21 protein-coding genes are annotated in these 26,103 nt (G+C 41.2%); 15 read left to right on the top strand and 6 right to left on the bottom strand.

Annotated elements, in window-relative coordinates; genetic code table 11:
- Positions 1-96 precede the first annotated feature (96 nt).
- The 3 genes from KSX81_RS06530 to KSX81_RS06520 are packed head-to-tail and all read left to right on the top strand — an operon-like array spanning position 97 to position 5,668.
- On the top strand, positions 97-1,167 hold the full coding sequence (locus tag KSX81_RS06530; RefSeq protein ID WP_004299382.1) for an efflux RND transporter periplasmic adaptor subunit: 1,071 nt from the start codon (positions 97-99) through the stop codon (positions 1,165-1,167).
- Entirely contained in the window at positions 1,164-4,301 is a 3,138-nt protein-coding gene (locus KSX81_RS06525) for an efflux RND transporter permease subunit (protein ID WP_004299383.1), read from the top strand. Before KSX81_RS06530 ends, KSX81_RS06525 begins: the two co-directional genes overlap by 4 nt.
- Positions 4,298-5,668: a TolC family protein gene (locus KSX81_RS06520; protein ID WP_004299384.1), complete on the top strand. Its 1,371-nt coding sequence runs from the start codon at positions 4,298-4,300 to the stop codon at positions 5,666-5,668. The genes KSX81_RS06525 and KSX81_RS06520 overlap by 4 nt, the downstream gene beginning before the upstream one ends.
- Before the next feature lie 22 nt (positions 5,669-5,690).
- Here the strand turns inward: KSX81_RS06520 and KSX81_RS06515 are convergent, their stop codons facing one another.
- Both KSX81_RS06515 and KSX81_RS06510 read right to left on the bottom strand, forming a co-directional pair.
- Entirely contained in the window at positions 5,691-5,936 is a 246-nt protein-coding gene (locus tag KSX81_RS06515) for a DUF4248 domain-containing protein (RefSeq protein WP_004299385.1), read from the bottom strand.
- A 141-nt stretch (positions 5,937-6,077) separates the two neighbouring features.
- Positions 6,078-6,557: an HU family DNA-binding protein gene (locus KSX81_RS06510; protein ID WP_004313515.1), complete on the bottom strand. Its 480-nt coding sequence runs from the start codon at positions 6,555-6,557 to the stop codon at positions 6,078-6,080.
- 330 nt (positions 6,558-6,887) lie between these two features.
- Here KSX81_RS06510 and KSX81_RS06505 point away from each other — a divergent pair, with 330 nt between their 5' ends.
- Genes KSX81_RS06505 through KSX81_RS06495 form a run of 3 tightly spaced genes read left to right on the top strand, consistent with a single transcriptional unit; the run spans position 6,888 to position 7,509 of the window.
- Positions 6,888-7,154, top strand: coding sequence for a DUF3791 domain-containing protein (locus tag KSX81_RS06505; protein WP_004299387.1), 267 nt, complete (start codon positions 6,888-6,890; stop codon positions 7,152-7,154).
- Complete coding sequence (locus tag KSX81_RS06500; protein ID WP_004326183.1) at positions 7,151-7,285, top strand: DUF3990 domain-containing protein; 135 nt, start codon at positions 7,151-7,153, stop codon at positions 7,283-7,285. The genes KSX81_RS06505 and KSX81_RS06500 overlap by 4 nt, the downstream gene beginning before the upstream one ends.
- Before the next feature lie 20 nt (positions 7,286-7,305).
- Entirely contained in the window at positions 7,306-7,509 is a 204-nt protein-coding gene (locus KSX81_RS06495) for a DUF3791 domain-containing protein (RefSeq protein WP_004299389.1), read from the top strand.
- Between the two features lie 35 nt (positions 7,510-7,544).
- On the opposite strand, the gene KSX81_RS06490 is transcribed toward KSX81_RS06495, so the two are convergent.
- Positions 7,545-8,144: a DsbA family protein gene (locus KSX81_RS06490; RefSeq protein ID WP_004299390.1), complete on the bottom strand. Its 600-nt coding sequence runs from the start codon at positions 8,142-8,144 to the stop codon at positions 7,545-7,547.
- Between the two features lie 606 nt (positions 8,145-8,750).
- Here KSX81_RS06490 and KSX81_RS06485 point away from each other — a divergent pair.
- On the top strand, positions 8,751-9,548 hold the full coding sequence (locus KSX81_RS06485) for a hypothetical protein (RefSeq protein ID WP_217725550.1): 798 nt from the start codon (positions 8,751-8,753) through the stop codon (positions 9,546-9,548).
- 109 nt (positions 9,549-9,657) lie between these two features.
- On the opposite strand, the gene KSX81_RS06480 is transcribed toward KSX81_RS06485, so the two are convergent.
- Entirely contained in the window at positions 9,658-10,386 is a 729-nt protein-coding gene (locus KSX81_RS06480; protein WP_004321898.1) for a GntR family transcriptional regulator, read from the bottom strand.
- Positions 10,387-10,528: 142 nt separating this feature from the next.
- On the opposite strand from KSX81_RS06480, the gene KSX81_RS06475 reads away from it, so the two are divergent.
- From KSX81_RS06475 to KSX81_RS06440, 8 genes are read left to right on the top strand one after another with little or no spacing between them, the layout of a single operon-like run.
- The gene (locus tag KSX81_RS06475; RefSeq protein ID WP_115484970.1) at positions 10,529-12,259 is read left to right on the top strand and encodes a class I mannose-6-phosphate isomerase; all 1,731 of its coding nucleotides are present in this window, start codon (positions 10,529-10,531) and stop codon (positions 12,257-12,259) included.
- Positions 12,260-12,288: 29 nt separating this feature from the next.
- Positions 12,289-13,389: an ROK family protein gene (locus tag KSX81_RS06470; RefSeq protein ID WP_004312377.1), complete on the top strand. Its 1,101-nt coding sequence runs from the start codon at positions 12,289-12,291 to the stop codon at positions 13,387-13,389.
- Between the two features lie 21 nt (positions 13,390-13,410).
- Positions 13,411-14,283: a hypothetical protein gene (locus KSX81_RS06465; protein ID WP_004312378.1), complete on the top strand. Its 873-nt coding sequence runs from the start codon at positions 13,411-13,413 to the stop codon at positions 14,281-14,283.
- Positions 14,284-14,307: 24 nt separating this feature from the next.
- Positions 14,308-17,409 carry a SusC/RagA family TonB-linked outer membrane protein gene (locus KSX81_RS06460; RefSeq protein WP_008998878.1) on the top strand — a complete coding sequence of 1,034 codons (3,102 nt, stop codon included), beginning with the start codon at positions 14,308-14,310 and terminating at the stop codon, positions 17,407-17,409.
- Between the two features lie 13 nt (positions 17,410-17,422).
- Positions 17,423-18,916 (top strand): RagB/SusD family nutrient uptake outer membrane protein, encoded by a 1,494-nt coding sequence (locus tag KSX81_RS06455; protein WP_008998877.1) that lies wholly within the window; start codon positions 17,423-17,425, stop codon positions 18,914-18,916.
- A gap of 16 nt (positions 18,917-18,932) precedes the next feature.
- Complete coding sequence (locus KSX81_RS06450; RefSeq protein ID WP_115484971.1) at positions 18,933-20,036, top strand: DUF4185 domain-containing protein; 1,104 nt, start codon at positions 18,933-18,935, stop codon at positions 20,034-20,036.
- 5 nt (positions 20,037-20,041) lie between these two features.
- Positions 20,042-21,226, top strand: coding sequence for an MFS transporter (locus tag KSX81_RS06445; protein WP_004312382.1), 1,185 nt, complete (start codon positions 20,042-20,044; stop codon positions 21,224-21,226).
- 10 nt (positions 21,227-21,236) lie between these two features.
- Positions 21,237-23,975, top strand: a complete 2,739-nt coding sequence (locus tag KSX81_RS06440) for a GH92 family glycosyl hydrolase (RefSeq protein WP_217725555.1) — start codon at positions 21,237-21,239, stop codon at positions 23,973-23,975.
- Positions 23,976-24,084: 109 nt separating this feature from the next.
- Here KSX81_RS06440 and KSX81_RS06435 read toward each other — a convergent pair whose 3' ends face one another.
- Complete coding sequence (locus tag KSX81_RS06435; protein WP_008998873.1) at positions 24,085-24,663, bottom strand: Crp/Fnr family transcriptional regulator; 579 nt, start codon at positions 24,661-24,663, stop codon at positions 24,085-24,087.
- A 13-nt stretch (positions 24,664-24,676) separates the two neighbouring features.
- A complete protein-coding gene (locus tag KSX81_RS06430; protein ID WP_115484965.1) occupies positions 24,677-26,032 on the bottom strand; it encodes an MATE family efflux transporter in 1,356 nt (451 codons plus the stop codon).
- Positions 26,033-26,103: the final 71 nt, after the last annotated feature.

The raw sequence follows: 26,103 nt of genomic DNA, 5'->3' as shown, positions 1-26,103 counted from the left end.
GGTAACGTACAAATAGAACAATGTTTCGTCTAAATCAACCTTTCTCCTCATGTTTGCTTGGGATACTTTTGTGGCAACTAACTAATAAGTGAAAATATGAGACGATTAGACTTCTTATTAACAGGATTTTTAGCAGTTCTGTTGACTTCGTGTGGGCAACGTGTACAAAACACAGACAGTAAGCCGGCAGTGAAGATTGATACCGTACTTTCTGCCGACAGACAAATAGCTTTGCAGTTTCCGGGACGGGTGAAAGCGGCACAGGACATAAGTCTGTCTTTCCGGGTGAGTGGTACTATTCAGTATATGCATGTAAATGACGGTGCCTATGTGCGTAAAGGGCAATTACTGGCAGAATTAGATCCGACAGACTATCAGATTCAGCTGGATGCGGCAGAAGCAGAATATCAAAGTGTGAAAGCGGAGGCGGAACGGGTGATGGCACTTTATAAGGAAAATGTGACAACACCGGATGCTAACGATAAGGCCGTGTACGGATTGAGACAGATTACCGCCAAATATAACCATGCTAAAGACCAGTTGGCATACACCCGTTTGTATGCTCCTTTTAGCGGATATGTGCAGAAACGTCTTTTTGATTCCCATGAGACGGTAGCTGCCGGTATGCCCGTCGTTTCCATCATCAGTGAGGGAAGCCCGGAGGTGGAGATTAATCTTCCGGCAGTGGAATATATTCGTCGACAGCAGTTTACCCGCTACTATTGTACATTCGATATTTATCCTCATCAAAGATATGCTTTGGAACTGATTAGTGTCACCCCTAAGGCAAATGCCAATCAGTTGTACACCATGCGGCTTCAACTGAAAAAAGAGGATAAACAGGTAGTTCCATCGCCCGGCATGAATACAATGGTAACTATCGAATGTAGTGAAGGAGATGTGCGTAACCTGTCGGTTCCCGGTGGAGCGATTCTTCGTGAGAACGGGCGTACGAGTATCTTTCTTTATGATGCTTCCAGTCACGCTATTCGCCGTTGTGATGTGACAGTAACCCGTCTGCTTAGTGACGGCAGATGTCTGATTACTTCAGGAGAAGTGAATCCCGGTGACTTGGTTGTCGCTTCGGGGGTACATCATGTAAAAGAGGGAGAACAGGTGGAGCCGCTTCTTCCGGCTACTGAAACCAATGTGGGAGGACTGCTATGATTGATATTAGTAAATGGGCATTTGAGAACAAGAAGTTGATCTACTTCCTGATTGCCGTACTGATTGTAGGAGGAGCTTATTCCAGTTATGAAATGAGTAAACTGGAGGATCCCGAAATAACGGTAAAGCTCGCTATGGTAGTCACTACCTATCCCGGTGCGTCTGCACATCAGGTAGAGTTGGAAGTGACGGATGTGCTGGAGAAAAATATCCGCTCCATGGGGAATATAGATAATGTGGAAAGTTATTCCTACAATGATCTCTCTTTGATTCAGGTAGAACTGAAAACGACTGTCAAAGAGACGGACGTAGAGCAATGCTGGGATTTGTTGCGTCGTAAGGTGGCGAACGCACAGGCAGAACTTCCCGAAGGTGCCAGTCCTTCTATTGTAAAAGATGATTTTGGAAATGTTTACGGAATGTTTTTCGCTTTGACGGGTGACGGACTTTCCGACAGGGAACTGTCTGATTATTCAGAACTGGTGAAACGTGAAGTCAGTGAATTGGATGGGGTGGAGCGCGTTGACTTATACGGTAAACGTCCCGAATGTATTAACATCTCTCTCCTGCAAGACCGGATGGCCAACTTGGGTGTGAAACCCGCCGAAGTGCTAGCTACATTGAACGGACAGAACCAAACTACTTATACTGGTTATTATGATAATGGCGATAATCGTATCCGGGTGACAGTCAGTGATAAGTTTAAGACGGTGGAGGACATCGGTCGTATGCTGATTCAGGGACATGATGCCGATCAGTTGCGGTTGAGTGACATTGCCCGTATTGAGAAAGATTATGAAGACCCTACCCGCAACGAACTGTTTTATGACCGCCAGCGTGCGATAGGAATCATGGTGGCTGCTTCTCCGGATGCCGACATTATTAAAGTGGGGCATCGAGTGGAAAAGAAACTGGAGCAACTAAAGGCTGAACGCCTTCCGGCAGGAGTAGAGTGTCATAAGGTTTTCTATCAGCCGGAACGCGTAGGCACTTCGTTAGGGACGTTCATTCTTAATCTGATAGAATCTGTGATTATCGTAGTCGTTATCCTGATGATTGCTATGGGATTCAAGAGCGGGGTGATTATCGGTATCAGCCTGGTAGTGACGGTATTCGGTTCCTTCCTGTTCCTTTATTTTATGGATGGTACGATGCAGCGTGTTTCATTGGCCTCGTTCGTGCTTGCGATGGGGATGCTGGTGGATAACGCAATTGTTATCATTGACGGTATTTTGGTAGATTTGAAAGCCGGGAAGAGCCGGATGGAAGCAATGACTGCTATCGGACGGCAGACAGCAATGCCTTTGCTGGGAGCTACTCTGATTGCCATCATTGCTTTTCTTCCTATCTTTATGTCGCCTGATACGGCAGGCGTCTATACGCGCGATTTGTTTATCGTACTCGCTGTTTCCCTGTTGCTTAGCTGGGTGCTGGCCTTAGTGCACGTTCCGTTGATGGCCGACCGGATTTTGCGTCCGGAAATCTCTGCGACAACTGCTGCCGGAAAGCGTGTGTATGAAGGAAAGATTTATGCCGTGCTTCGTTCATTGTTGACATTCAGTCTGGCGCATCGTTGGAGCTTTGTGTTTACAATGATCGCTTTGGTATTACTTTCAGCTTTCAGTTACCGTTTCATGAAGCAGGGCTTTTTCCCGGATATGGTCTACGACCAGCTTTATATGGAATATAAATTGCCGGAAGGAACTAACTCCACTCGCGTGGCGCGTGACTTGGAGGAAATCGAAGCTTACTTGAAAAAGCGTCCGGAAGTCACACACGTCACTGCTTCTATTGGTGGTACTCCTGCCCGTTATAACTTGGTGCGTAACGTAGCCAATCCCTCCTTATCTTACGGTGAACTGATTATTGACTTCACCTCTCCGGATGATTTGGTGGATAACATGGCGGAAATTCAACAATATCTTTCGCAACATTATCCGGATGCTTACGTAAAGATGAACCGCTACAACCTGATGTTCAAAAAATACCCTATTGAAGCGCAGTTTACCGGTCCTGACCCTGCTGTTTTGCATCAGTTGGCGGATAGTGCCCGCAAGATTATGGAGAATTGTCCGGATGTTTACCTGATTACTACGGACTGGGAACCACAGATCCCGGTGCTGACTATTGAGTATGACCAGCCTACGGCACGTGCTATCGGATTGAGCCGGAACGATGTAAGCCTTTCTTTATTGACAGCTACCAGCGGCATCCCTATCGGGTCTTTCTATGAAGGTATTCACAAAGATAATATCTACTTGCGTTGCCTGGACGAACACGGAAATCCGATTGAGAACCTGGACAATACGCAGATATTCTCGTCTCTTCCTTCTCTGAACGGTTTGCTGACACAGGAAATGATGATGAAACTGAAGACAGGAACACTATCAAAAGAAGAACTGGTGGAAACGTTGATGGGAACAACTCCGTTAAAACAAATCAGTAAGCGGATTGATGTGAAGTGGGAAGATCCGGTGGTTCCCCGTTATAACGGGCAGCGTAGCCAACGGGTGCAATGTTCTCCTGTTCCGGGGGTAGAAACGGAGAAGGCGCGGCAATCCATTGCCACGCAGATTGAACAGATTCCGCTGCCTGACGGATATCGGCTTCAATGGCAAGGCGAGAGGAACGCCAGCACAAAGTCTATGCAATATCTGTTCAAGAATTTCCCGTTTGCTATCATTCTGATGATATCCATTCTAATCATGCTGTTCAAAGATTACCGGAAACCGGTTATCATCTTCTGTACTATTCCGCTGGTATTTGTCGGTGTTGTTGCTGTAATGCTGCTTACCGGGAAGACATTCAACTTTGTGGCTATCGTCGGTACATTGGGGTTGATCGGTATGATTATTAAGAACGGTATTGTATTGATGGATGAGATCACTTTGCAGATTAATCAGGGAGTAGAACCTGTGACGGCATTGATAGACAGTTCGCAAAGTCGTCTCCGTCCTGTGATGATGGCTTCGCTGACTACGATTTTGGGAATGATTCCATTGTTGCCGGATGCCATGTTCGGTTCGTTGGCGGCTTCTATTATGGGTGGGTTGCTGTTCGGCACGTTGATAACGTTGCTTTTTATCCCGATTTTGTATGCATTATTCTTTCATATAAAAAAGACAGACAAATGAAAAAAGAAATTCTTGTAGCCATTAGTGTAGCGGGTGTATTGTTCGGCCTGTCGGTTTCGCTTGCCGCGCAAGAAAAACTAAGTCTGGCACAATGCCGTGAAATGGCACTGAAATATAATAAGGATATGGCTGCCGCTAATAAGCAGACGGAAGCAGCCCGATTGATGTCTCTTAGTTATAAAGCCAATTTCTTCCCTAATTTTACAGCCAACGGAACGGGTATTTATAGCACAGCGGATGGAAGTCTCGGAGTTCCGGGAGGAAACCTTCCGGTTTTCCTGCCCAATCCTGCTACCGGAGAACTGGTATCGAGCGGTTTCGCTTATTTTCCCGGATTGAATCTGGATTATAAGGTCGGAACTGTTTACTCGGGCGGTATACAAGTGGAGCAACCTCTTTATATGGGAGGAAAAATCCGTGCCGCCTATAAAATGTCACTACTAGGAAAAGAAATGGCACACTTGAACGAAGCCTTAACTACTTCGGAAGTTATTCTGAATACAGATAAAGCATACGTGCAGTTAGTGAAAGCCAAGGAAATGAGAAAAGTGGCGGAAAAATATCATAACTTACTAACGGAACTTTTCAAAAATGTGAAGAGTGCTCACCGACATGGCATGAAACCGCAAAATGATGTACTGAAAGTGCAGGTGAAGCTCAACGAGAGTGAACTTTCTTTGCGAAAGGCTGATAACGCCCTCCGTCTTGCGGGTATGAATCTCTGTCATTACATCGGACGCCCTTTGACAGCACAGATTGATATATCTGATGATTTTCCGGAAGTGGAGCAGGAATGGAAAGTGCAGGTTTCTGATATTACCGCCCGTCCCGAATATGGAATCTTGAACAAACAAATAGCCATTGCCGAGCAGGAAGTAAAGCTGAATCGTAGTGAACTATTGCCGCGTATCGGCGTCAGAGGTAGTTATGATTATCTTCACGGATTGGAAGTCAATGATGAAACTTTGATGAAAAAGGGTGCTTTTTCCGTATTCCTGAATGTCTCTGTCCCTCTGTTTCATTTTGGCGAACGTACCAATAAAGTAAAGTCTGCCAAAGTGAAGTTGGAACAAGCTCGTCTTGAACAGGAAAATGTCAATGAAAAGATGTTGCTGGAGTTGATGCAAGCTGCCAATAATCTGGATGAGGCCCGGTTGGAAACGGAGCTTTCCGAACGTTCGCTGGAACAGGCAGAGGAGAATATGAAAGTCAGTGGTAAGCAATATGAAGTGGGACTGGAAACTCTTTCGGATTATCTGGAAGCACAAGTGCTTTGGCAGCAGGCTTATCAGACGAAAGTGGATGCCCATTTCCAATTGTATGTGAATTATGTGGCTTATTTGAAAGCGGCGGGACAACTGCAATGATAAAACCAGTATTCTGGCATCCTTATGGAATGTCCAGAATACTGGTGATGATTTGTACCTGCCGGGGAGTAAACGTTCGTGTACGCGGATGATAACCTGTGGCAGTCAATAACCGGAGCAGTTCTTTATTTATTTTAATCCATTTGGTGAATATGCGTATGGCGCAACGGGGTGTAATGTTCGGATTGTACATACAAGCCAATTCCTTTTTCTTATAAGTTTTAATGCGAAACGGAATTTCTTCCTCTTCTGATGGCAATTCTTTCATGTTGATATTTTAATGTTTTAAGATGTGGTAAAGATACAAAATAAAAAAGGCGTTGTCAAGTCTTTTACAGGAATACTTTGGGAAACAGTATCCGCCCGTAGGCGGTACTGTTTTCCTGCTTTTAAAGGCTGATGATTAATCTTATGCTGCCGGGTCCGGTGCTTCTCCTTTGCCGTCATCCGGGTTTGGATTCGGGTTGGGGTCCGGTTGTTCCGGGCTGATGGAACCATCATCGGAAGCTACCGCTTTTTGAACACTGACTTTACTTAGCATCTCTTTGAATTTGTAGCCCGGAGTGAAAATGATTTTCACTCTGCGTATCGTATCGCTATCTACCTCTTTTTCAGTATCCTGACTTTCGCAATTCATACCTGGACGGAAGCATCCGAAATCTCCTAATTGAACAGAGATGCCTTTTCTAAGGTTGAGATTTAATGTATCGATCAAAGCATCGAGTACAAATTTTACCGCTCCACTGGGAACCATTCCTACTTTAGTGATTTCCTCGCACAAATCTCTGAAATCCACCGTATTGGTGATTACATTTTGTGCTACATACTTTTCAGCTTTAGTTTTATCAAAACCGAATGTTCTTTTTTTAATGACGTATCTAAGTGCCATAGTTTTTTGTTTTTTAAATTAATTACTTTACTTATCAATTCTCTTTGTGATCACGATGCAAAGATACTATGGGCACTTTCCGGGGAGGTGCTTTAACGGTCCTAGATGTACGTACTTTGATTCACTTTTATTTATTTTGTTTGTATGATTCTGATTTATAGATCCTTATATATTCTGCTTTAATAGCCATTTCCAAATAGGGAATATTTCAATCAGTTTCACGATACTCAAATGTTCTTGATAATCATAAAATATGCCGAAAAACGATGAACGTTGTAAGAATAAACACTATATTTGTACATATTACATTAAGATAATAGAGGTATAGCTATGCTACATTCAAGCCAATCAGCCCCCGTTGTTGATGGCAAAGTCATGGAGTTTGTGATTTTTGCCATTGAGAGTGCCGCCCAGAAGTTGGGTATTCCGGCTCCTACTCTCTATAACCGTTTGGAAAAACTGAATCTTATCCGTCAATACCTGATAAGTGGATATGACATGCTTCACACCCAGAGTCGTGAGTACATAGCCGATACGTTGGTAGAAGCTCTTGAAAACTGGGAAGCCCATTATAAAGAAAAAGGAGAATCTGTATGAAGGTCTATCATGGTAGTACGCAGGCCGTAGAGTATCCTTTGGTCGGTGTCGGACGCGAAAACCTCGACTTTGGTAAAGGATTCTCAATCAACGTCTCATTGACGAGTGTCTCTCTTTCAAAGAATATATAACAATAAAATAACCTGCGTTTATGATAGATGTATTAGTATGGAATAAATACACTCGTGTGGTGATGCAATTAGCGGAGCGTTTGAATATTTCTCCCGAAAAAGCATTGCACTTGTTCTATAATAGTAAGGTATATGCATTGCTTCTTAATAAACAATATCCGCTTATAACGTTGAGTGATGCCTACATCACTGATGAAATCATACTTGAGTTACAACAGCAATAATCTTGTTGTGGCTCTTAATTCTGTGTTCCAAGAGTTTATACCTTTATATATACAGTCAACTTTCCAACCCCTTCCTTTTGGATTATTCTGTCGGTAATAAAGGAATTTAATTCTTCAATAGCTACTTTTTTATTTCGTCCTGTCAGATGGCTATAATCTGTCCGGCTGATGAATAGGTGATTTTCCAAATATGTGTTGAGGCGCTCGCGACACGTCTCACGGGAGATACTATTTTTCTTAGGGCGTGTGATAGATTCTCCTCGTTGCAGCCTCATTTTGTCGCCTACTTCTTTCTTGAATGGACGACTTGCGCGGAAATTAATATTTTTCATTTGGACAGACGCTGCCCGAATTTCTTTTTTATCTTTAACCGGCGGACATTGTAACGATGTAGAGAAGAATCCGAAGTTTCCCATTTCTACATTCCAGCCGTCGGCTAGTAAATCCCGTGCTTCATTGGCAAAGGCTTCCATGGCTCCTGCCAATAAACTTCTGCTGATACCGGTAAATTTGTGGACACGATCCAGAAACTCTTCTTTATCTACGGTTCCTTTGGAGACAATACGGGCATGTAGCGGTTGTTTCTCTTCTTTGTTTGGACTAGGAGTCTCAAATAGGTCATATATTGCACTCATATACTAATGTTTAGTGGTTTTATAGTTACTGTTAATTCGTTCTACAACTGTTGACTTTTAGTTCCACAGTTGTTTCCCTTTAGTTCCACATCTGTTATTGTTTCGTTCCATATTTGTGGAACGAATTGATGTGTGTTACAAAAGTAGCTAGTTTATGTAAGAGAGAGGTGCTTTAATTGTAGAGTGGTTTCTTATATGAATAAGATAACTTATTGAAGCCTGCCTTTTTATATACATACGCTTTAATTATACAATCATCATTCATTTTCTTTCCTAAACATTTATAACTCTCTCTTGTTATTTTCCGAAAAGTATTTGTACCTTTGTCATTGGAACGTAGTATGCCTTTGTGGTATGCGATTGTGCGTTTCCTCGGTGAACAGGAAATCGTAGCGGATTTTTTTTCAGACACCGGGAGACGCCTGTACTTCTATGACTTCTCATAGGGTACGGGCTGTCTGCCCGTGTCTGAAAGGTAGCCGCTACTACCTCCTGTTTGCGGGATTGTGGCAGCTCCGTACTCTTTTATAATAAAAGGTACGGAACTAGTTGATATTATTAATCTAGTTCCGTTTTTTTATGTCAAATTGGCTCACAACAAAACAGATGTCTGAAAGACGCGACATTCAAGAAGCTATTCTAAAGAATTGGGCAAATCTTGGATACATTACGAGTTTCCGAATCGACGATCAGTTGTTTTTGGATGATGAGAGTTTGGATGCTTATCTGGAAGCTCACAAAAGACTTGGTTTAGAAGCAGGTTACCTTTCTAAAATCGTAGAAGAAAAGAAACTGGAACGGGACTTTATCATTTCCAAATACGATGATCTACTATATGTATTGAGAACACAGACGACTTGTAAACCGCTATATGAAATAATCATTCGTGAACTGTCAGCATTGATTCTTCACCCTGTTACCCGCGATATCTTCTATTCAATTTCTACAGGAGAATCAGTAGCGAAAGTGGCTGATCGGCATCGAATTACCTATGGGAAGACATTGCAAATGTATAACTTTATACTTAAAGGGTTGAAACTGAAAAAAGATATATTGGCTACTTATCGAAAGCGTGCTATCGATGCTCGTTTTTTATCCTTGGTAGACAATAATAAGAATATAAATGTTGGGCAGGAGGAGTGGATACTTCAATTGCCTGTTCGTAAAGTAGCTGATACCCGGTTGGCTAATATCTTGTATAATCAAGATGTTCGAACGGTGAAAGATTTGTTGGATATAGTATCGGGAAGAGGTTGGAAAAGTCTGTTGAGAATAGAAGGAGTAGGAAAAACTTCCTACTATCATTTATTATCCAAACTTCAGATGATAGGTGTTGTGGATGAAAGTCTGGATCGGATTCTTGCCGGATGCTCTAATGGTAGTTCGATAATAAATGACGGGTAGGACATGATTATGGAAAGAGAGATGATATAAAGAGGTTATTTTAAAGGAAAGATAGAGATTTCAACTTCTAAAATAGCCTCCTTATATTATATATGTATGAACATACGGTCTATCTCTCTGCCTCTATTGTATAAGTAAAGCTGTCTGCCCGATAATATCCGACGTTGTATTCAATAGGTACTCCGTTCACATCATAAACAAATCTTCTCCTTATTAATATAGGGTCATTGGATTTTATCTCCAGTTTCTCTGCAATAAATTCCCCTGCAAGTCTGGCTGAAATCTCCTCCTTGCTGGTCTTTACCACTATATTATATTGGGTTTCCAGCATTTCGTATAATGGGCGTGTATAATCTTCCTCTCCGGTTAGTGGAATATTGGGGTTGAAATAAGAGATGAAGTAAACAAACGGATATTCTTTTTTTCCTCTGACACGCTCCATCACTACACAGCGAGTGTCGGGATTGGAACCTAAATCAAAGAATGTGCCGATTTCTTCGGTTGGACGCTTTAAACTGATATGCAGCTCGAAATTGCGAATCTCGATACCTAACATCTTCATCTCCTGTGAGAAACTAAGCCAGTTCTTTACTCCGCCTACGATACCTTTCTTTACTACCTTCGTTCCGTAACCTTTCTTTCGCACCAAAAGCCCCTCAAACACGAGTTTGTTGATAGCTTGTCTTAATGTGTTCCTTGAAATGTGTAATTGTTCAGACAATTCGACCTCGTTGGGAAATAGCTTCCCGTTTTTGTACTCTTCAGATTCTATGAGTCTTCTTAGTATCTCTTCTGCCTGAATATGAAGCGGTTTATCACTATTATGATCTAATTTCATATCTATTCTGATTGGTTTATTTTCAGCAAATATAAGATTTATCAAAAAATAATCCAAGTTTTGTTTGGAATAAAAATAAAATCTATATATTTGCACAATTGAAAGTATGTATGAACATATAAAATTTAAAAACGCTATAAACATGAGAAAAGCTAATTATGATAAATTTCCTTCTACGAAGCTGACGGGGATGCTTGTTCAGGGTTGGGATAGTATCATTTCTATGTTAAAAAAGAAAATGGATGCAAGAAAAGTGCTGGCTGTGGATTTATATACAGGAGTATATGAAGAAGAAGTGCTGGATGCTTTTTCAAAAGAATTCTCCGGAAGAGTGATGAATGTACGTGATTTGATGAAACCGGAAAAAGAAATTCAAACGTTGACAGAACGCTTCATGACTGAAGATGTGTTATTCGGCTATGTTACCAATTTGAAGCTGGAAGATTATTTGGATGCGGATAAGGTGGCTGCTGCACGGAAGCAAATCAGTGAAGCGAAAGAAACCATTGTAATCATAGGTACGGGAGCTGCTGTTGTTGCTCCGCAGGATGCGATGGTAGTTTATGCGGATATGGCACGTTGGGAAATCCAACAACGTTTCCGCCGGCATGAGGTAAAAGCTTTAGGTATAGACAATCGGAACGATGCTGTTTCTTTGCAATACAAGAGAGGCTATTTCAATGATTGGAGAGTATGTGATAGGTATAAGGAAAGATTGTTTGACAGGGTAGAATTCTGGATTGACACCCATGTGGCCGGAACACCGAAGATGATTGATAAGGATACTTTCTTTAAAGGGGTAGAGGCAACGGTGAAAACACCGTTCCGGGTAGTTCCTTTCTTCGATCCGGCTCCCTGGGGTGGTCAATGGATGAAAGAAGTTTGCGACTTGGATCGTGAACGCGAAAATTTTGGCTGGTGCTTTGACTGTGTGCCCGAAGAAAACAGCCTCTATTTTGAGGTGAACGGAGTGCGCTTCGAACTTCCTTCGGTCGATTTGGTTTTGCTGAAAAGTAAAGAGTTGCTTGGTGAACCGGTGGAAGCACGCTTTGGAAAAGACTTCCCCATCCGTTTCGACTTTTTGGATACGATAGGTGGAGGTAATTTGAGTTTGCAGGTGCATCCTACCACTCAATTTATCCGTGATAGTTTCGGTATGTACTATACACAGGATGAAAGTTACTACATGGTAGATGCGGAAGAAGATGCCGTAGTTTATCTGGGAGTGAAAACGGGCGTTGATAAAGAAGCGATGATCGACGATTTGCGTAAGGCACAAAAAGGCGAATTGGTGTTCGACGCAGAAAAGTATGTCAACAAGATTCCGACAAAGAAACACGATCACTTCCTGATTCCGGGAGGAACGATTCATTGTTCCGGTGCGAATAGTATGGTACTTGAAATCAGTTCGACTCCGAACCTCTTTACTTTCAAACTATGGGACTGGCAACGTCTGGGACTGGATGGAAAACCACGCCCAATCAATGTGGAACGTGGTAAATGCGTAATCAACTGGAACCGGGATACGGAATATGTAAATGAACATCTTCGCAACCAGTTTAAAGAAGTGGCTTCCGGAGATGGGTGGATTGAGGAACGTACCGGATTGCATCCGAATGAATTTATCGAAACCCGCCGTCACCGTTTCTCGTCACCGGTGCTGCATCACACAAACGACAGTGTAAATGTGCTGAATCTGCTGGAGGGAGAAGAGGCCGTCGTTGAGAGTCCTACTCACGCCTTTGAACCTTTCGTGGTGCATTATGCGGAAACATTTATCATTCCTGCTTCTGTTGGCGAATATACAATCAAACCTTATGGAAAGTGTCGCGATAAGGAATGTGTCACTATCAAGGCATATGTCAGATTTTAGTACTTGAACTTTTAAACCTAAAATAGTATATGTATGAATATGATAAACGGGTAGTTTTGACTCTGGATGCAGGAGGAACAAATTTTGTATTTTCTGCCATTCAAGGGAATAATGAAATGATAAGTCCAATAGGGCTTCCGGCAGTTTCTGATAACTTAGACGAGTGCCTGGAAGTATTGGTGAAAGGATTTGATAGAGTGATAGCTGCTATACCAGTTCCCCCAGTTGCGATCAGTTTTGCTTTTCCGGGCCCTGCTGATTATGAGAATGGAATCATAGGAGATTTGCCCAATTTTCCTTCATTTAGAGGAGGTGTTGCATTAGGTCCTTTTTTGAAGCATAAATACGGAATTCCGGTTTTTATAGAAAATGATGGAAATCTGTTTGCTTACGGTGAAGCCTTATCGGGTGCATTGCCTATGATAAACAGGGAATTATCTTTAGCTGGTTGCAGCAGGGAATATAAAAATTTGATTGGTATAACATTGGGAACCGGATTCGGTGCAGGAGTTGTTATAAATAAAGTCTTGTTGACCGGAGATAATGGTTGTGGAGGGGACATCTGGCTTATGAGAAATAAGAAATATCCGGATATGCTTGCTGAAGAAAGTGTTAGCATACGCGCTGTGAGAAGAGTATACAGCGATTTGTCCGGACAAAGCTCTGCTTCATTAAGTCCAAAAGATATTTATGACATTGCTGAAGGTATAAAGGAAGGTGACAGTCATGCAGCAATCGCAAGTTTTAATGAACTTGGTATAATGGCAGGTGCTGCTATTGCTTCGGTACTGAATGTTGTGGATGGTCTGGTGGTTATAGGTGGAGGAGTCGCAGGAGCCTCAAAATATATATTACCAGCTCTGATAACAGAACTTAGGGCACAACTGACAACTTTTTCGGGAAATAAGTTTCCATGCGTTTCTATGCAAGTATATAATGGAGAAGATGAATCGGAGAGAGCTCGTTTCTTGAGTTTATCTGATAGTCAGGTTGTCATTCCTGGTACTCATTTGACTACTACCTATCATCAATTAAAACAGACCTTGGTGCTGTGCAGTAAAGAAGGTGCTAGCCGCTCTATTATGCGAGGTGCTTATGCCTATGCGCTACAAAAAATAGATTTAACATAATATTCGTAAACTAAATATCATATGAAAACACTAAAAAAAATCATTTTCATTTCTATTGTATTAGGAATGATATCATCATTAATTATTTCGTGTAAGAGTGATGATAAGCAACAGACAGGGTTACTGACCTTAAGTATTTTGGAGGGGAAAATTAAGATTGGGGATTATGTTTCTGTAGAACTGTCATTGTCTCATCCTGATTTGATTTCAAAAATTGTGGTTAAGAAAAGTATCGAAGGAAAAGAAGTCAGTTCTTATTTAAAGGAACTGAATGTGAAGGAATTGAGCTTTCCATATACATTCACTGAGGAGATTATCGCCGGTGATGAAAATGGAATATTAGTGTACTCCTTTTATGGAATGGATGAGAATAATAGTGTGGTGGATGCCGCAGATCTGGTTTTAACAGTGGAGCTGGCGCAGATTCCGTTATTGCTAAAATATGACTGGGTATTGGCATCACAAACTATTAAAGGAGAAGATACAGCTACTCCCGATTTGAAAGATGATATACATCGGTTTAATTCAGACCTGACTTGGCAGGTTGATTGGGGATTCATATTCTCAAGTGCTGCTTTGGAAACATTAAACTCCTATTGTGCATGGCAGGTTACCATGGACGGCGCTACTGTCAAGACTCTATCTACCATTCACTATAATGTGTTTTCACCGTCCCAAGCTTTGATGACTCATTATAATGTATTACAGTTGTCGGATCGTAAAATGATATTGGAAAGTTATCAAGACCTTTCAGGGCTGGGGGATGGCTATTCTTCAAATGAAAGAGTGTTGGAAGTTTATACGCCAGTATCCAAAACTGAAGATTTTACTCCTTATCGGGGACAAAATCCGGATAACTATATTGTAGCGTCTTGTAATCCGGGATCTTATTAATAAACAATCTAATCATAAAAACACATGAATAATTTATTTAGGAGCATAACTTTATTGTTGTTGATGTTTATTCTGGGAAGTGTTAGTGCACAGAATAAAAGTTTGAACGTCAAGGGTACAGTTCGTGATGCAATGGGTGACCCCATTATCGGAGCTACTATTTTACAGCAAGGTTCAACTTATGGAACCATTTCTAATAAGGATGGAGAATTTTCATTATCTGTTCCCGACAAATCAGTACTTGAGATTTCTTTTGTAGGATACCAAACAAAGATCGTTAAAGTTACCGCACAAAAGAGAGAATTTCACATAGTGCTGGAAGATGATATGCAAGTATTGGCTGATGTGGTAGTGGTAGGATATGGTGTGCAAAAGAAAAGTGATCTGACTTCGTCAATTTCTACTATTAAGTCAGAACAATTATCTTCCACTTCGATAACCTCTTTAGATCAGGGTATTCAGGGAAGAGCAGCCGGTGTGGCTGTTTTAAACACTTCGGGTCAGCCAGGTGCCGGAACTTCTATTCGAATCAGAGGTACCAGTTCTATTAATGGAAACAATGAACCTTTGTATGTGATTGATGGTGTTCCTGTGATTAGTGATGCAAATACATTCAGCACCGGGACTTTAAAGAATCCGGCTCTTAATCCTTTGACTAATATCAATCCCAATGATATTGAATCTATTGAAATTTTGAAAGATGCTTCTGCAACTTCCATATACGGTGCCCGTGGGGCGAATGGTGTGGTGCTGGTCACTACCAAACAAGGTAAGAATGGAAAGCCTAAAGTCTCTATCGGAGCTAAATACACATTGCAGCAGGTAACTAAAAAAATGGATATGCTGAATGCGGTCCAATTGGCCGAGTTGGGAAATGAGGCAACGGACAATGCTGGTGAAGAAAGAAATCCCGTTTTTGCTGGGTTGAATAATCTGTCCAAACTAAATACGGACTGGCAAGATGAGATATTCCGTACAGCACCTATGCAGAACTATGATATTTCAGTATCAGGTGGAAATGATAAAACTACTTATTTTGTTTCCGGTAATTTACTGTTGCAAGATGGTATAATTATTGGTTCAGATTTTGGAAAAGGAAGCTTCCGTATTAACCTGGGGCAGCAAATAAATAAATGGCTGAAGACTGGCGTTTCTGTAAATCTGAGTTATAGCCGTTCAAATGGTGTAGTAACGAACTCGGAAGGAGGATTTGCTTCTTCTATCACTTCTTGGGCGTTGGAAATGAATCCGGCTCTTCCCGTGAGAAATGAATCCGGAGATTACATTTATGAAAACAATTTGACTACAACTAATAATGTGGGTAATCCTGTGCAAGATGCCTATGAAGCGAAAAATAGAAATACTTCATTCCGGACATTGGCTAATGCTTATTTAGAATGGGTTCCAATTAAAAATCTAACCTTTAAGACTAGTATCGGTGTTGACTATTTCTATATAAAGGATCAGGCTTTTGCTCCCGGGGAGATTAAACGTGCAGAATCGAATGGTGGCTATGCCAGCATAGGAAATCGTGACGGTTACAACTGGGTATGGGAGAATACCGTCAACTATACAAACACTTTTGAGAAGCATACGATTAGCGCTTTGGCCGGTATGACAGCGCAAGCTTTTGTCTCGGAAAATTCGGCAGTTTCAACAGCTGATTTTACAGACGGATTTTTAGGATTCAACTCAATACAATCAGGAGCGTTGCGTCAAGCTGCAAGTTCGGGTATCTCCGAATGGCAGATGTTATCTTATTTGGCTCGTGTGAATTATAATTACGGTGGTCGTTATTTAATGAGTCTGACCGGTCGTATTGACGGATCTTCAAAATTTGGTAAGGGCAATAAATATGGCTTTTTCCCTTCGATCTCGGGTGCATGGAGAATTTCAGAAGAGAATTTCATGAAGCGGGCGCAAGCCATTTCAAATATGAAGTTGAGAGTAAGTTATGGTATTGTGGGCAATGAAGGAATTCCTCCATATAGTTCGCAAGGGTTGATGTATAACACAGAAGCGTATTTTGGCAATAGTGAAGTGGCAACCGGCGTGGTGCCTTATACATTGAGTAATCAAGACTTGAAGTGGGAAACAACTTCGCAGGTGAATCTTGGTTTTGACTTGGGTTTATTTAATAATCGTCTTACCTTAACTGCGGACTATTACCGAAAAAATACGCGCGACTTGCTGCTTGCTATGCCTGTGTCGTTTAATACCGGTTATGATACAGCCGTAAAGAATGTTGGCAGTCTGCGTAATGAGGGTTTTGAATTTGCTTTGGGTGCAGTACCTTTTGCCGGTAAATTCGGCTGGGATATGAATTTTACTCTCGGTTACAATAAGAATGAAATTACAGATTTAGCTGGAAGCCAGGAAAATCTTTCGGGGGCATCTATTTTGGGAGTAACCTATTGGACTAAAATAAATGAGGGTAAGCCTATCGGTACAATTTATGGATATAAAACTGATGGAATAGCACAATTGAGCGAAGACTTGTCTAAAATTCCATATTTCTCTGGAAAAACCTTGAAACATGGTGATCGTAAATATGTCAATAAGAATGGTGATAATGTGATTAATGAGGACGATTTATATGAGTTGGGAAATGCTAATCCGGATTTTACTTTCGGATTCAATAATACCTTTACTTATAACCTGCGCGATCATTCATCCATTGGGCTGACAGTCTATTTGCAAGGTGCGGTAGGTAATGAGATTGTGAACTTCAATAAGTTTTCATTGGAAAGTTTTGACGGACATAAAAATAATTCTGTGGCAGCATTGGAAAGATGGACTCCTGAGAATCCTACTAATAAATATCCTCGTGCCACGACTAAATCATCTGGTACTATTTTGTCCGATCATTATGTGGAAGACGGTTCATATCTCAGAATAAAAGATATCACGTTAAGTTATACTTTCCCCAAAAGCATCCTTCAGAAATTTTATTGTGAGGGACTTACAATCTTTGCCGGATTAAAGAATATTTATACGTTCACCAATTATTCCGGATATGATCCTGAGGTAAGTCGTTTTTCTAACGACAATCTTTCAATGGGAGCTGATTATGGTTCTTATCCGATGTCTAAATCGTATGAGTTTGGTTTAAGAATGAATTTTTAAAAAAGAATAGATTATGAAAAAATACATATTAAGCATTTTATTGAGTGGAGCATTCATGTTCACTGCTTGTTCGGATTTCCTCGACGAAGTGCCTAAAGGGAATATTACAAGTGAAGGATATTATAAAACAGCTCAGCATGCTATATCCGCCACCAATGCTATTTATGATTATTTGATTATCGGATATGCTCCGAATGGGTTATGGGATAAAAACTATGGTGGTACTTTCTACAATGATTATTGGGTTCTTCAGGATATGTTTGCTGATAATTCGGAAACTAATCAGACCAGCATTGACTACCAATCGGTGGAAAATATGCAAATAGACCAATATAATCAGCCTGTAGAATTGCTGTGGAGAGATTTTTATCAAACGATAAAATGTTGTAATGTCGTGATTGATAAAGTTCCATCTATTGATATGGATGTGACTTTAAGAAATCAGTTGGTGGCCGAAGCAAAATTCTTTAGAGCAATGATGTATTTTGATTTGATCCGGATGTTTGGTGATGTTCCTTTACGCGAACATAATGTTGAAAGTGCAGAGGAAGATGCAACTAGCCGGACCTCCAAAGAAACAATTTATGAATTGATCTTTTCGGATCTTAAGACTGCTGAAACCGATTTGAAGTACACTGAACGCTTTGGCGGAGGAAGACCTTATCCTGCATCTGCATCAGCTTTGTTAGCCAGGGTTTATCTAACTTATGCAGCAGAACATCATAGTCAGGAGCATTACCAGCTTGCTGTAGACAAGGCTAAATCTGTCATCCCGAATTTCCCTATGCTTGAAAACTACGGTGATTTATTTAAAGTGGCCAATCGTTTTAATACGGAAATAATCTGGGGAGTAAACTTTAGCGCAACGTTGAGTGAAGGTTGGAAAGGTGCACAGTTTTTGGTACGTTTATTGCCTGCCCTTGACGGAGTAAGCAATGCCCAAGGATGGGAAAATGCTACCGAAGATTTATGGAATAGCTTTGACCAGCAGAATGACCAGCGCCTGGATGTTACTTTGAAGAGAAGTTTTACTTATAGTGATGGTAGCATTAAGGATTTCGATAAGCCCTATGTTTTTAAGTATTGGGATAGTCAAGCCGAACCTAAAGGGAATAATACAGAGGCTATATTTCCGGCAATTCGTACAGCAGAGATGTATTTGATTATAGCCGAAGCTTTGAATGAAATAAATCAAGGAGCTAATGAGGAGGCGGTAATCGCAATTAATGCTGTAAGGAACCGTGCCGGACTGACCACGGCTGTACCTACTGACTATAAGGGATTTAAGAAGGCCGTATTGAATGAGTATCGTCATGAATTTGTGATGGAAGGACATCGTTGGTTTGATTTGACCAGGATGTGTACACCGCAAGAATTTGTGTCTATCATAAAGGCTGCCAAACCGGAATCTACTCCTAAAGAATACCATGTGAAATTTCCTATTCCTCAAAGAGAAATAGACCTGTCACAAAACATGATTACGCAGAATGAAGGCTATGGACAATAACCAAAAAGATAGAATTATGAATAAGTTTATCTATTTGTTGGCCTGTACATTATTTGTATCTTGCCAAAACAACAATAAGTCATCTGTAACACAGATGGAAGTCGAACTGGATTCAATGTGGTGTACACGGTTGATGCCTGGACTTGGCAGTGGAGTGACAGGAGGTGACGGTGCTATATCAATAGACTTGAAGGATGGACGGAATCTTTTTATGTGGGGTGACTCGTTTTTTGGAGATGTTGTCGATGATAAAAGGAGTAAAGACTCTAAATTTGTGATGGGTAACACTTTTACGATTATCAATGAGAAAGGAGAACTGGAGACCTTGTATAGTGGTGATTTGAAGAATCCTTCTGCATATATACTGGCAGAGCAGGATGGGGATTCACCCCGTTGGTATTGGCCTGGAGATGGATTTGTGAAAGATGGTATTCTTCATTTGTTCATGTCCAAGTTCAGGAAAGTGGGTGAGGGATCTTTTGGTTTTGAATATATGTGTTGTGACTATTTTCGTCTGGATGTGAAAACCATGAAGATCATTGATAAGATGAATATCCCTGCTGCCAATCAGAATGGTGTACACTATGGACATGCAGTGATGCCTTATCAAAATGCAATCTACATTTACGGAACAAAGTCGGACTCGACAGGAGCAAAGGCAGTTGTTCATGTGGCGAAGGCTGAATTGGTTGATAATAAGCTGGCGAACTTTGTGTATTGGGATGGGGCTAGCTGGCAGGCGGATGCTACTAAAACAGCGAAACTTGAAGGATTTCAGAAAAATATCTCTGAGCAATTCAATGTATTTAGTCTAAATGAAAAAATTGTGTTGGTTTCCCAAAATCGTTCGGGAAATGCCAAAGAAATTTATTCCTATATTGCCGACAGCCCTGAAGGTGCATTTAGTCATGAGAAATTGCTCTATACGGTCGATGAACCTAATTTTGAAAAAGACAGTATGATGACTTATAATACAATGGTACATCCTCAATACATGAAAAATGATAAAATATTGATGTGTTATAACGTTAATACCTATGATTTGAAGAAGGTATTTGAGAAGGCATCATTGTACCAGCCTCGTTTCTTCTGGGTACCCGTAGATCATATATTAAAGTGATAGTTATGGTAAAGAATAACTCTTATTTGAAAGCCATTCCCGTGCTTGCCGCTTTTTTTGTTATGGGATTCTGTGATATAGTCGGTATTTCATCCGACTATATGCAGAAGAGCTTTAATTGGTCTCCAACTATGACAGGTTTTGTTCCTTCAATGGTATTTATCTGGTTTCTATTTTTAGGGATTCCTGTTGGTAACAGAATGAGTAAATACGGACGGAAAAATACAGTACTCGCCAGTATGGCGGTAACAGTTGTTGGGATGTTTTTGCCATTGTTGGTCTACAGTAGTGTAACATGTGTTATTGCGTATGTTTTGCTAGGTATAGGGAACGCCATATTACAGATCTCTTTAAATCCGTTATTGAATAATGTTATTTCCAGCCCTCGGCTATTGACTAGCAGTCTGACGGCCGGACAGGTTATCAAGGCTGTCTCTTCGTTGGTAGGTCCTGAAATTGTATTATTTGCTACCCTGCATTTTGGTGATGATAAATGGTATTATTGTTTCCCCATTTTAGGCGCTATTACATTATTCTTTGCTTTATGGTTGACGTTTACTCCCATTCGGAGAGAGCAGGTGGAAGAGAGTAAAGTATCTGTTTCTGATTCTTTCAACCTGCTGAAAAATAGAACCATACTCATTCTTTTTTTGGGAATATTCTTTATTGTAGGTGTGGATGTCGCTACAAATTATGTCAGTTCAAAATTAATGAGCATCCGGTATGATTGGACTGCGGAACAAGTGAAGTTTGCTCCACAAGTATATTTCTTTAGTAGAACGGTTGGTGCTCTTCTCGGTGCTTTCTTGCTGACCCGCATTGCAGGTGCCCGCTATTTCAAAGTCAATATTCTGGCATGTATCATGATGCTTGTATTATTGATTAGTGTTCAGAATCCCGCTGTTAGTCTATTATGTATTGGCGGAATTGGCTTTTTTGCTTCGTCTGTATTTTCTATTATTTACTCGATGGCATTTCAAGAGTGTCCCACAAAAATGAATCAGATTTCCGGGTTAATGCTGACGGCTGTAGCCGGAGGGGGAGTGGTAACTCCTGTTATTGGGTTTGCAATAGATAACGCCGGAATTACGGCTGGAGTTATTGTCATTTTACTTTGTGTGTTGTATCTCACCTATTGTGCTTTTGCGGTAGGAGAACGGAAATGTGGAGAGCAGACATATAATAAATAAAAATATAATGATGAATCAAAACATAATAAAAGGATTGCTAGTAGCTGCTATATGGTGCAGCAATATTCTTGTACTTCAGGCAGCACAAGATAATATAGCCCCACGGGCGCATGTCACGGTATCTAATGTGTTGAATGAGAATTATGCTGCCGACAACCTGGTTGACGGTAAAATAATGTATGATGATAAGGGCGAGTGGGCTTGCAAGGGAAGTGTTACATCGTGGGGAGTCATGTATACCCCGTGGGCACAGTTGGAATGGGATGAAGAAGTGTGTGTGGATCGAGTGGTGCTGTATGACCGGGTATCTCTTGCTGAACACCTTGCCGGTGGAACTCTTCATTTCAGTGATGGATCTCAGCTTAGTGTAACAGCTATTCCCAATGATGGAAGCCCGAAAAGTATCTCTTTCCCTAAGAAAAAGGTGAAATGGATTCGTTTTGAGGCAACAGATGGGAATGGAAAGAATTTGGGGTTGTCTGAAATCGAAGTTTTTGCCGCACATGGTAATCAAACTGACTATGTAGAGTGGGTTGACCCTTATATTGAAACTACCCGGGGACGGTGGTTTTTCTGTACTCCGGGCGGACGTCCCTTTGGTATGGTGGCTGCTCATGCTTTCACCCGCAATAAAAATCAGGGAGGTGGCGGATATAATTATAATTTTCCGGATATCTTAGGATTCTCTCAAATAAATGAATGGATGATTTCCGGTCCGAACATTATGCCGGTTGTAGGGGAAATAAATCCTACTGAAGGTATGGCAGGATGGAAATCACCTTTTAAACATGAAAGTGAAATAATTCAGCCAGGCTATCATCGTCTGTATTTGGACCGGTATAAGACTTGGGTGGAGTATACGGCAACAGAGCGGGCTACATTCTACCGTTTGAATTATACCGAAAATGTAAATGCCAAATTATTGGTGGATGTAGGTAGTGTTTTAGGGAATTGCTCTATGGATAAAGCTACCTTACTGCGTGTCAGCAATACACGTGTTGTAGGAGAATTTTTCACGACAGAACGCTTTTGGGGTGGTCCTGACAGCATAAAAATAAGCTTTGTACTAGATTGTAACCGTCCCATAAAAAGCATTGACGGATGGAATGAGAAAGGTGTCTTGCCCGATGTTGAGGCTATTGCGGGGAATGCTGCCGGTATGGTTTTGAACTTTGGACAATTGAATGCTGAAGAGTTGCTTTTTAAAATGGCATTCTCATATACAAGCGTAGACAATGCAATAGCCAATATGGATGCGGAACTGAACCATTGGGATTTTGACAAGGTATGTAAAGAAACCCGTTCTGTCTGGAATGAGGCTTTAGGACGTATAGCTGTTGAAGGTGGTACGGATGCTCAACGCATCAAATTCTACACTGACCTTTGGCATGTATTGCTAGGGCGACATAAAATAAATGATGTGAATGGCTATTATCCGGATTATGCCGGAAATAAATACGTCAATAAACGTACGTCTGAACCTATGAAGGTACGTCGTCTTCCACTTACGGCGGATGGAAAACCTAAGTTTAATATGTATGGCTTTGACGGGCTTTGGTTGACACACTGGAATTTAAACGTATTATGGGGTCTGGCATGGCCCGAAGTCATGGATGATTTATCTGCTTGTTTAGTTCAGTATGCTGATAATGGTAAGCTGTTGCCTCGTGGGGCATGTTCGGGTGGATATTCATTTATTATGAGCGGTTGTCCGGCTACCAGCTTGCTGGTAAGTACATATATGAAAGGAATTATGAAAAAAGCTGATCCTTTGCATACATTTGATGTCATAAAACGTAATCATATGCCTGGCGGAATGATGAGCTATGAGAGTGCTGATGATTTAAAGTTTTATATCAGTCATGGTTATTGTCCGGACAATGCAAGTAAAACTCTGGAATGGGCATTTCAAGATTGGGGAGCAAGCCGGATGGCTGCAAGGTTGGGAAAACACTCGGATGCACGTATGTTTGAAAAACGCTCACGAGCATGGACTCCTTTATTCAATGCGGAACTGGGCTTGGTATTTCCGAAAAAGAGAAATGGTGAATGGCTGCATCAGGATGCATTGAGTGGAAACGGTTGGGTGGAAGCGAATTCCTGGCAGGCCACATGGTTTTTGTCTCATGAACTGCCTAAGCTGGTAAAGATGATGGGAGGAGCAGATAAGTTTTGCGAGAAATTAAATTTCGCATTTGAGCAGGCAAGAGATTTAGATTTTGTTTATGCTTACAGTGGAGGATACGTAAGTTATGCTAATCAGCCCGGATGTTCTAATGCACACATCTTTGCTTATGGTGGAAAACCTTGGTTGACACAATATTGGGTACGTCAGGTAAAAGAACGTGCGTATGGAGGAATTACTCCAGATAAAGGGTACGGTGGTCATGATGAAGATGAAGGTCAAATGGGAGGGGTCAGTGCATTGATGGCACTTGGACTATTTAGTGTAACAGGTACGGAATCTGATACTCCATACTACGATATTACTTCACCTATTTTTGATAAGATCACAATCAAACTGAATGGGGATTATTATGAAGGAAGTACATTTACTATAACTACCCACAATAATTCTGCTGAAAATTGTTATATCCAACGTGCGCAATTGAACGGTATGGAATGGAATTATGCACAATTTAATCATGCAGACTTTACGAAAGGAGGAAAGCTTGAGCTATGGTTAGGCAATGAACCCAATAAATCGTGGGGAAAACTTAAATATTTGGCTCCGGACTCAGATTTATAATTGAAATAAAACAGTTGTTATTTCTCTATTAAGTGATTGGAATAATGCCGAGTAGTGGTTCTGTTATAACTAATCATGTTGACAGAACCACTTCTTTTAGAGGCGTCTATTAAAGAGAAGAAGATGCTATCTTCGCCCGAATCCTACTTAGCGACTGCGGAGTTATCCACAAGTAAGACGCTATATGTTTTAAAGGTACATATTGCAATAATTCAGGAGTCTCTTTGATAAGGTTGAGATAGCGTTCTTTAGCCCGTGGGCTTCCCGAGCTGATAAGCCAGTTCTCCTGTTGAAGAAACTGATGATCCATGAGGCGGAGCCCCAAATTAGCGAGTCCGATGGATGAGGCGAATAGCTGATTCAGAGCTGTTCGGGAAATACAATAGGCCACACTGTCACACATGACCTCAATATTTATTAATGAGTAGGCATTATCTACATAGCCCCAGACGGAGAAAGCAGCTTCTCCATCTGAAGCAAACCAGATGGTAGTATCCACTCCGTCTTTATGATAATAGGCTCGCCATATTCCTGTCTTGATAAAATAAAGATTACAGTTCTTTGTCCCCTCGCGTACTATTAAATCTCTCTTTTTGAAATGTACCTCTTCCATACAGTTCAGTAGAGACTGTACATCGGTTTCTGATACCTTGTATCTATCGCAAAGTTTTTCAATGAATGTTCTCATATTGCAAAGATACTTATCGTCGGCAGACAATGAAACGATCTTTCAAATAAATTCCGAAAATATAGAAAGTGGTTAATAACTCTGCCAATGGTACGGCTAGCCAGATACCCGGTATACCCAATACCGGAGGGAGCGCAAAGAATCCGATCAACATAAATACGACTCCCCGGAGAAGAGTGATAATTGTTGCTCGCTGACCTCTTTCGACACTCTGATAATAACCAATGCCAATCATGTTGACGGCAAAGAAAATGAATCCTACTCCGAAATAAGGAAGCCCGTTTACTGCTATATCAAATGCAGCGTAGCTGCGGTCAATGAATAACAAAACGATGTCTTGGCAGCATAGTACGGTAAGAATGAAAAAGCTGATACCGCAGATTAAAGCGGTCCGAATGGCGAGATGCAGTGTCTTTCGTACACGCTCGGGTTGTCCGGCTCCGAAGTTATAGCTGATAATCGGCTGTGCGGATTGTGCAATGGCATTATAGACCATGAAGATGATAGGGAAGAAGTAACAGGCAATACTGAATGCTGCCACTCCGTCTTCACCGAGATGGCGGATGAAAACGTAGTTCCCCAGAAACATCATACAGGCAATGGAGGCTTCACTGATAAAAGCAGAACTTCCCAGTTTAATCATATAACCGATGTTGCGAAGAGTCAGTAACAGACTTTTGATACTTAACTTTATCCGGCATAGATGGAGGGTACGAGAGAAGCGGAGTAAGTAAATCAGTGTCATCAACCCTCCCACAACAGTCCCCAGACTGGTGGCAAAAGCTGCTCCCATTATTCCCCAACCAAATTCGAAGATGAATATATAATCCAGTATGATATTGAGTATGGCTGCAACCGCATTACACATCATGGCATAGGTGGGTGAACCGTCCAGACGGATGCAGAACATACCTATATTTAAGACTTCGTAGAATACGAGAAAAGGAATGTACCATGCCATATATTCTACAGCTAACGGCAACAATCGGTCCGAACTACCTAATAATCTGGCTAATGGCTCTATAAAATAAAGGCACAGAGCAGACAGGATAAGTATGAGCAATGCGGAAAAAGCAATTGCCTGAGTGATATTAATACTTGCTACTTTGCGTTTTCCCTGAGATAAATGAATGGAAGCCACCACCGAAGCTCCCACTCCGAACATCAGTCCGATACCCGCTGCGATCATAAAAAGCGGTGCAGTGATATTTACTGCCGCCAGCGCGTCACTGCCAATTCCTTTTCCTACAAATATCCCGTCCGTAATAACGAACAGAGCCGAGAATACCATCCCAAGTACCGTAGGAATTAGTAACTTACGGAACAACGTGGAGATGTTCATACTGCCGAAATCAATACTATCTTTCATAACTTTCTACCTTTGTCGTTGAAAATGGCGACAAAGGTAGGGTTATGGGAGGAGATAAAAATTACCATTTG

The organism is Bacteroides sp. MSK.18.37 (assembly GCF_019129155.2).
Taxonomy (GTDB): Bacteria; Bacteroidota; Bacteroidia; order Bacteroidales; family Bacteroidaceae; genus Bacteroides; species Bacteroides ovatus.
This window is presented reverse-complemented; position numbering and strand designations above follow the sequence as displayed.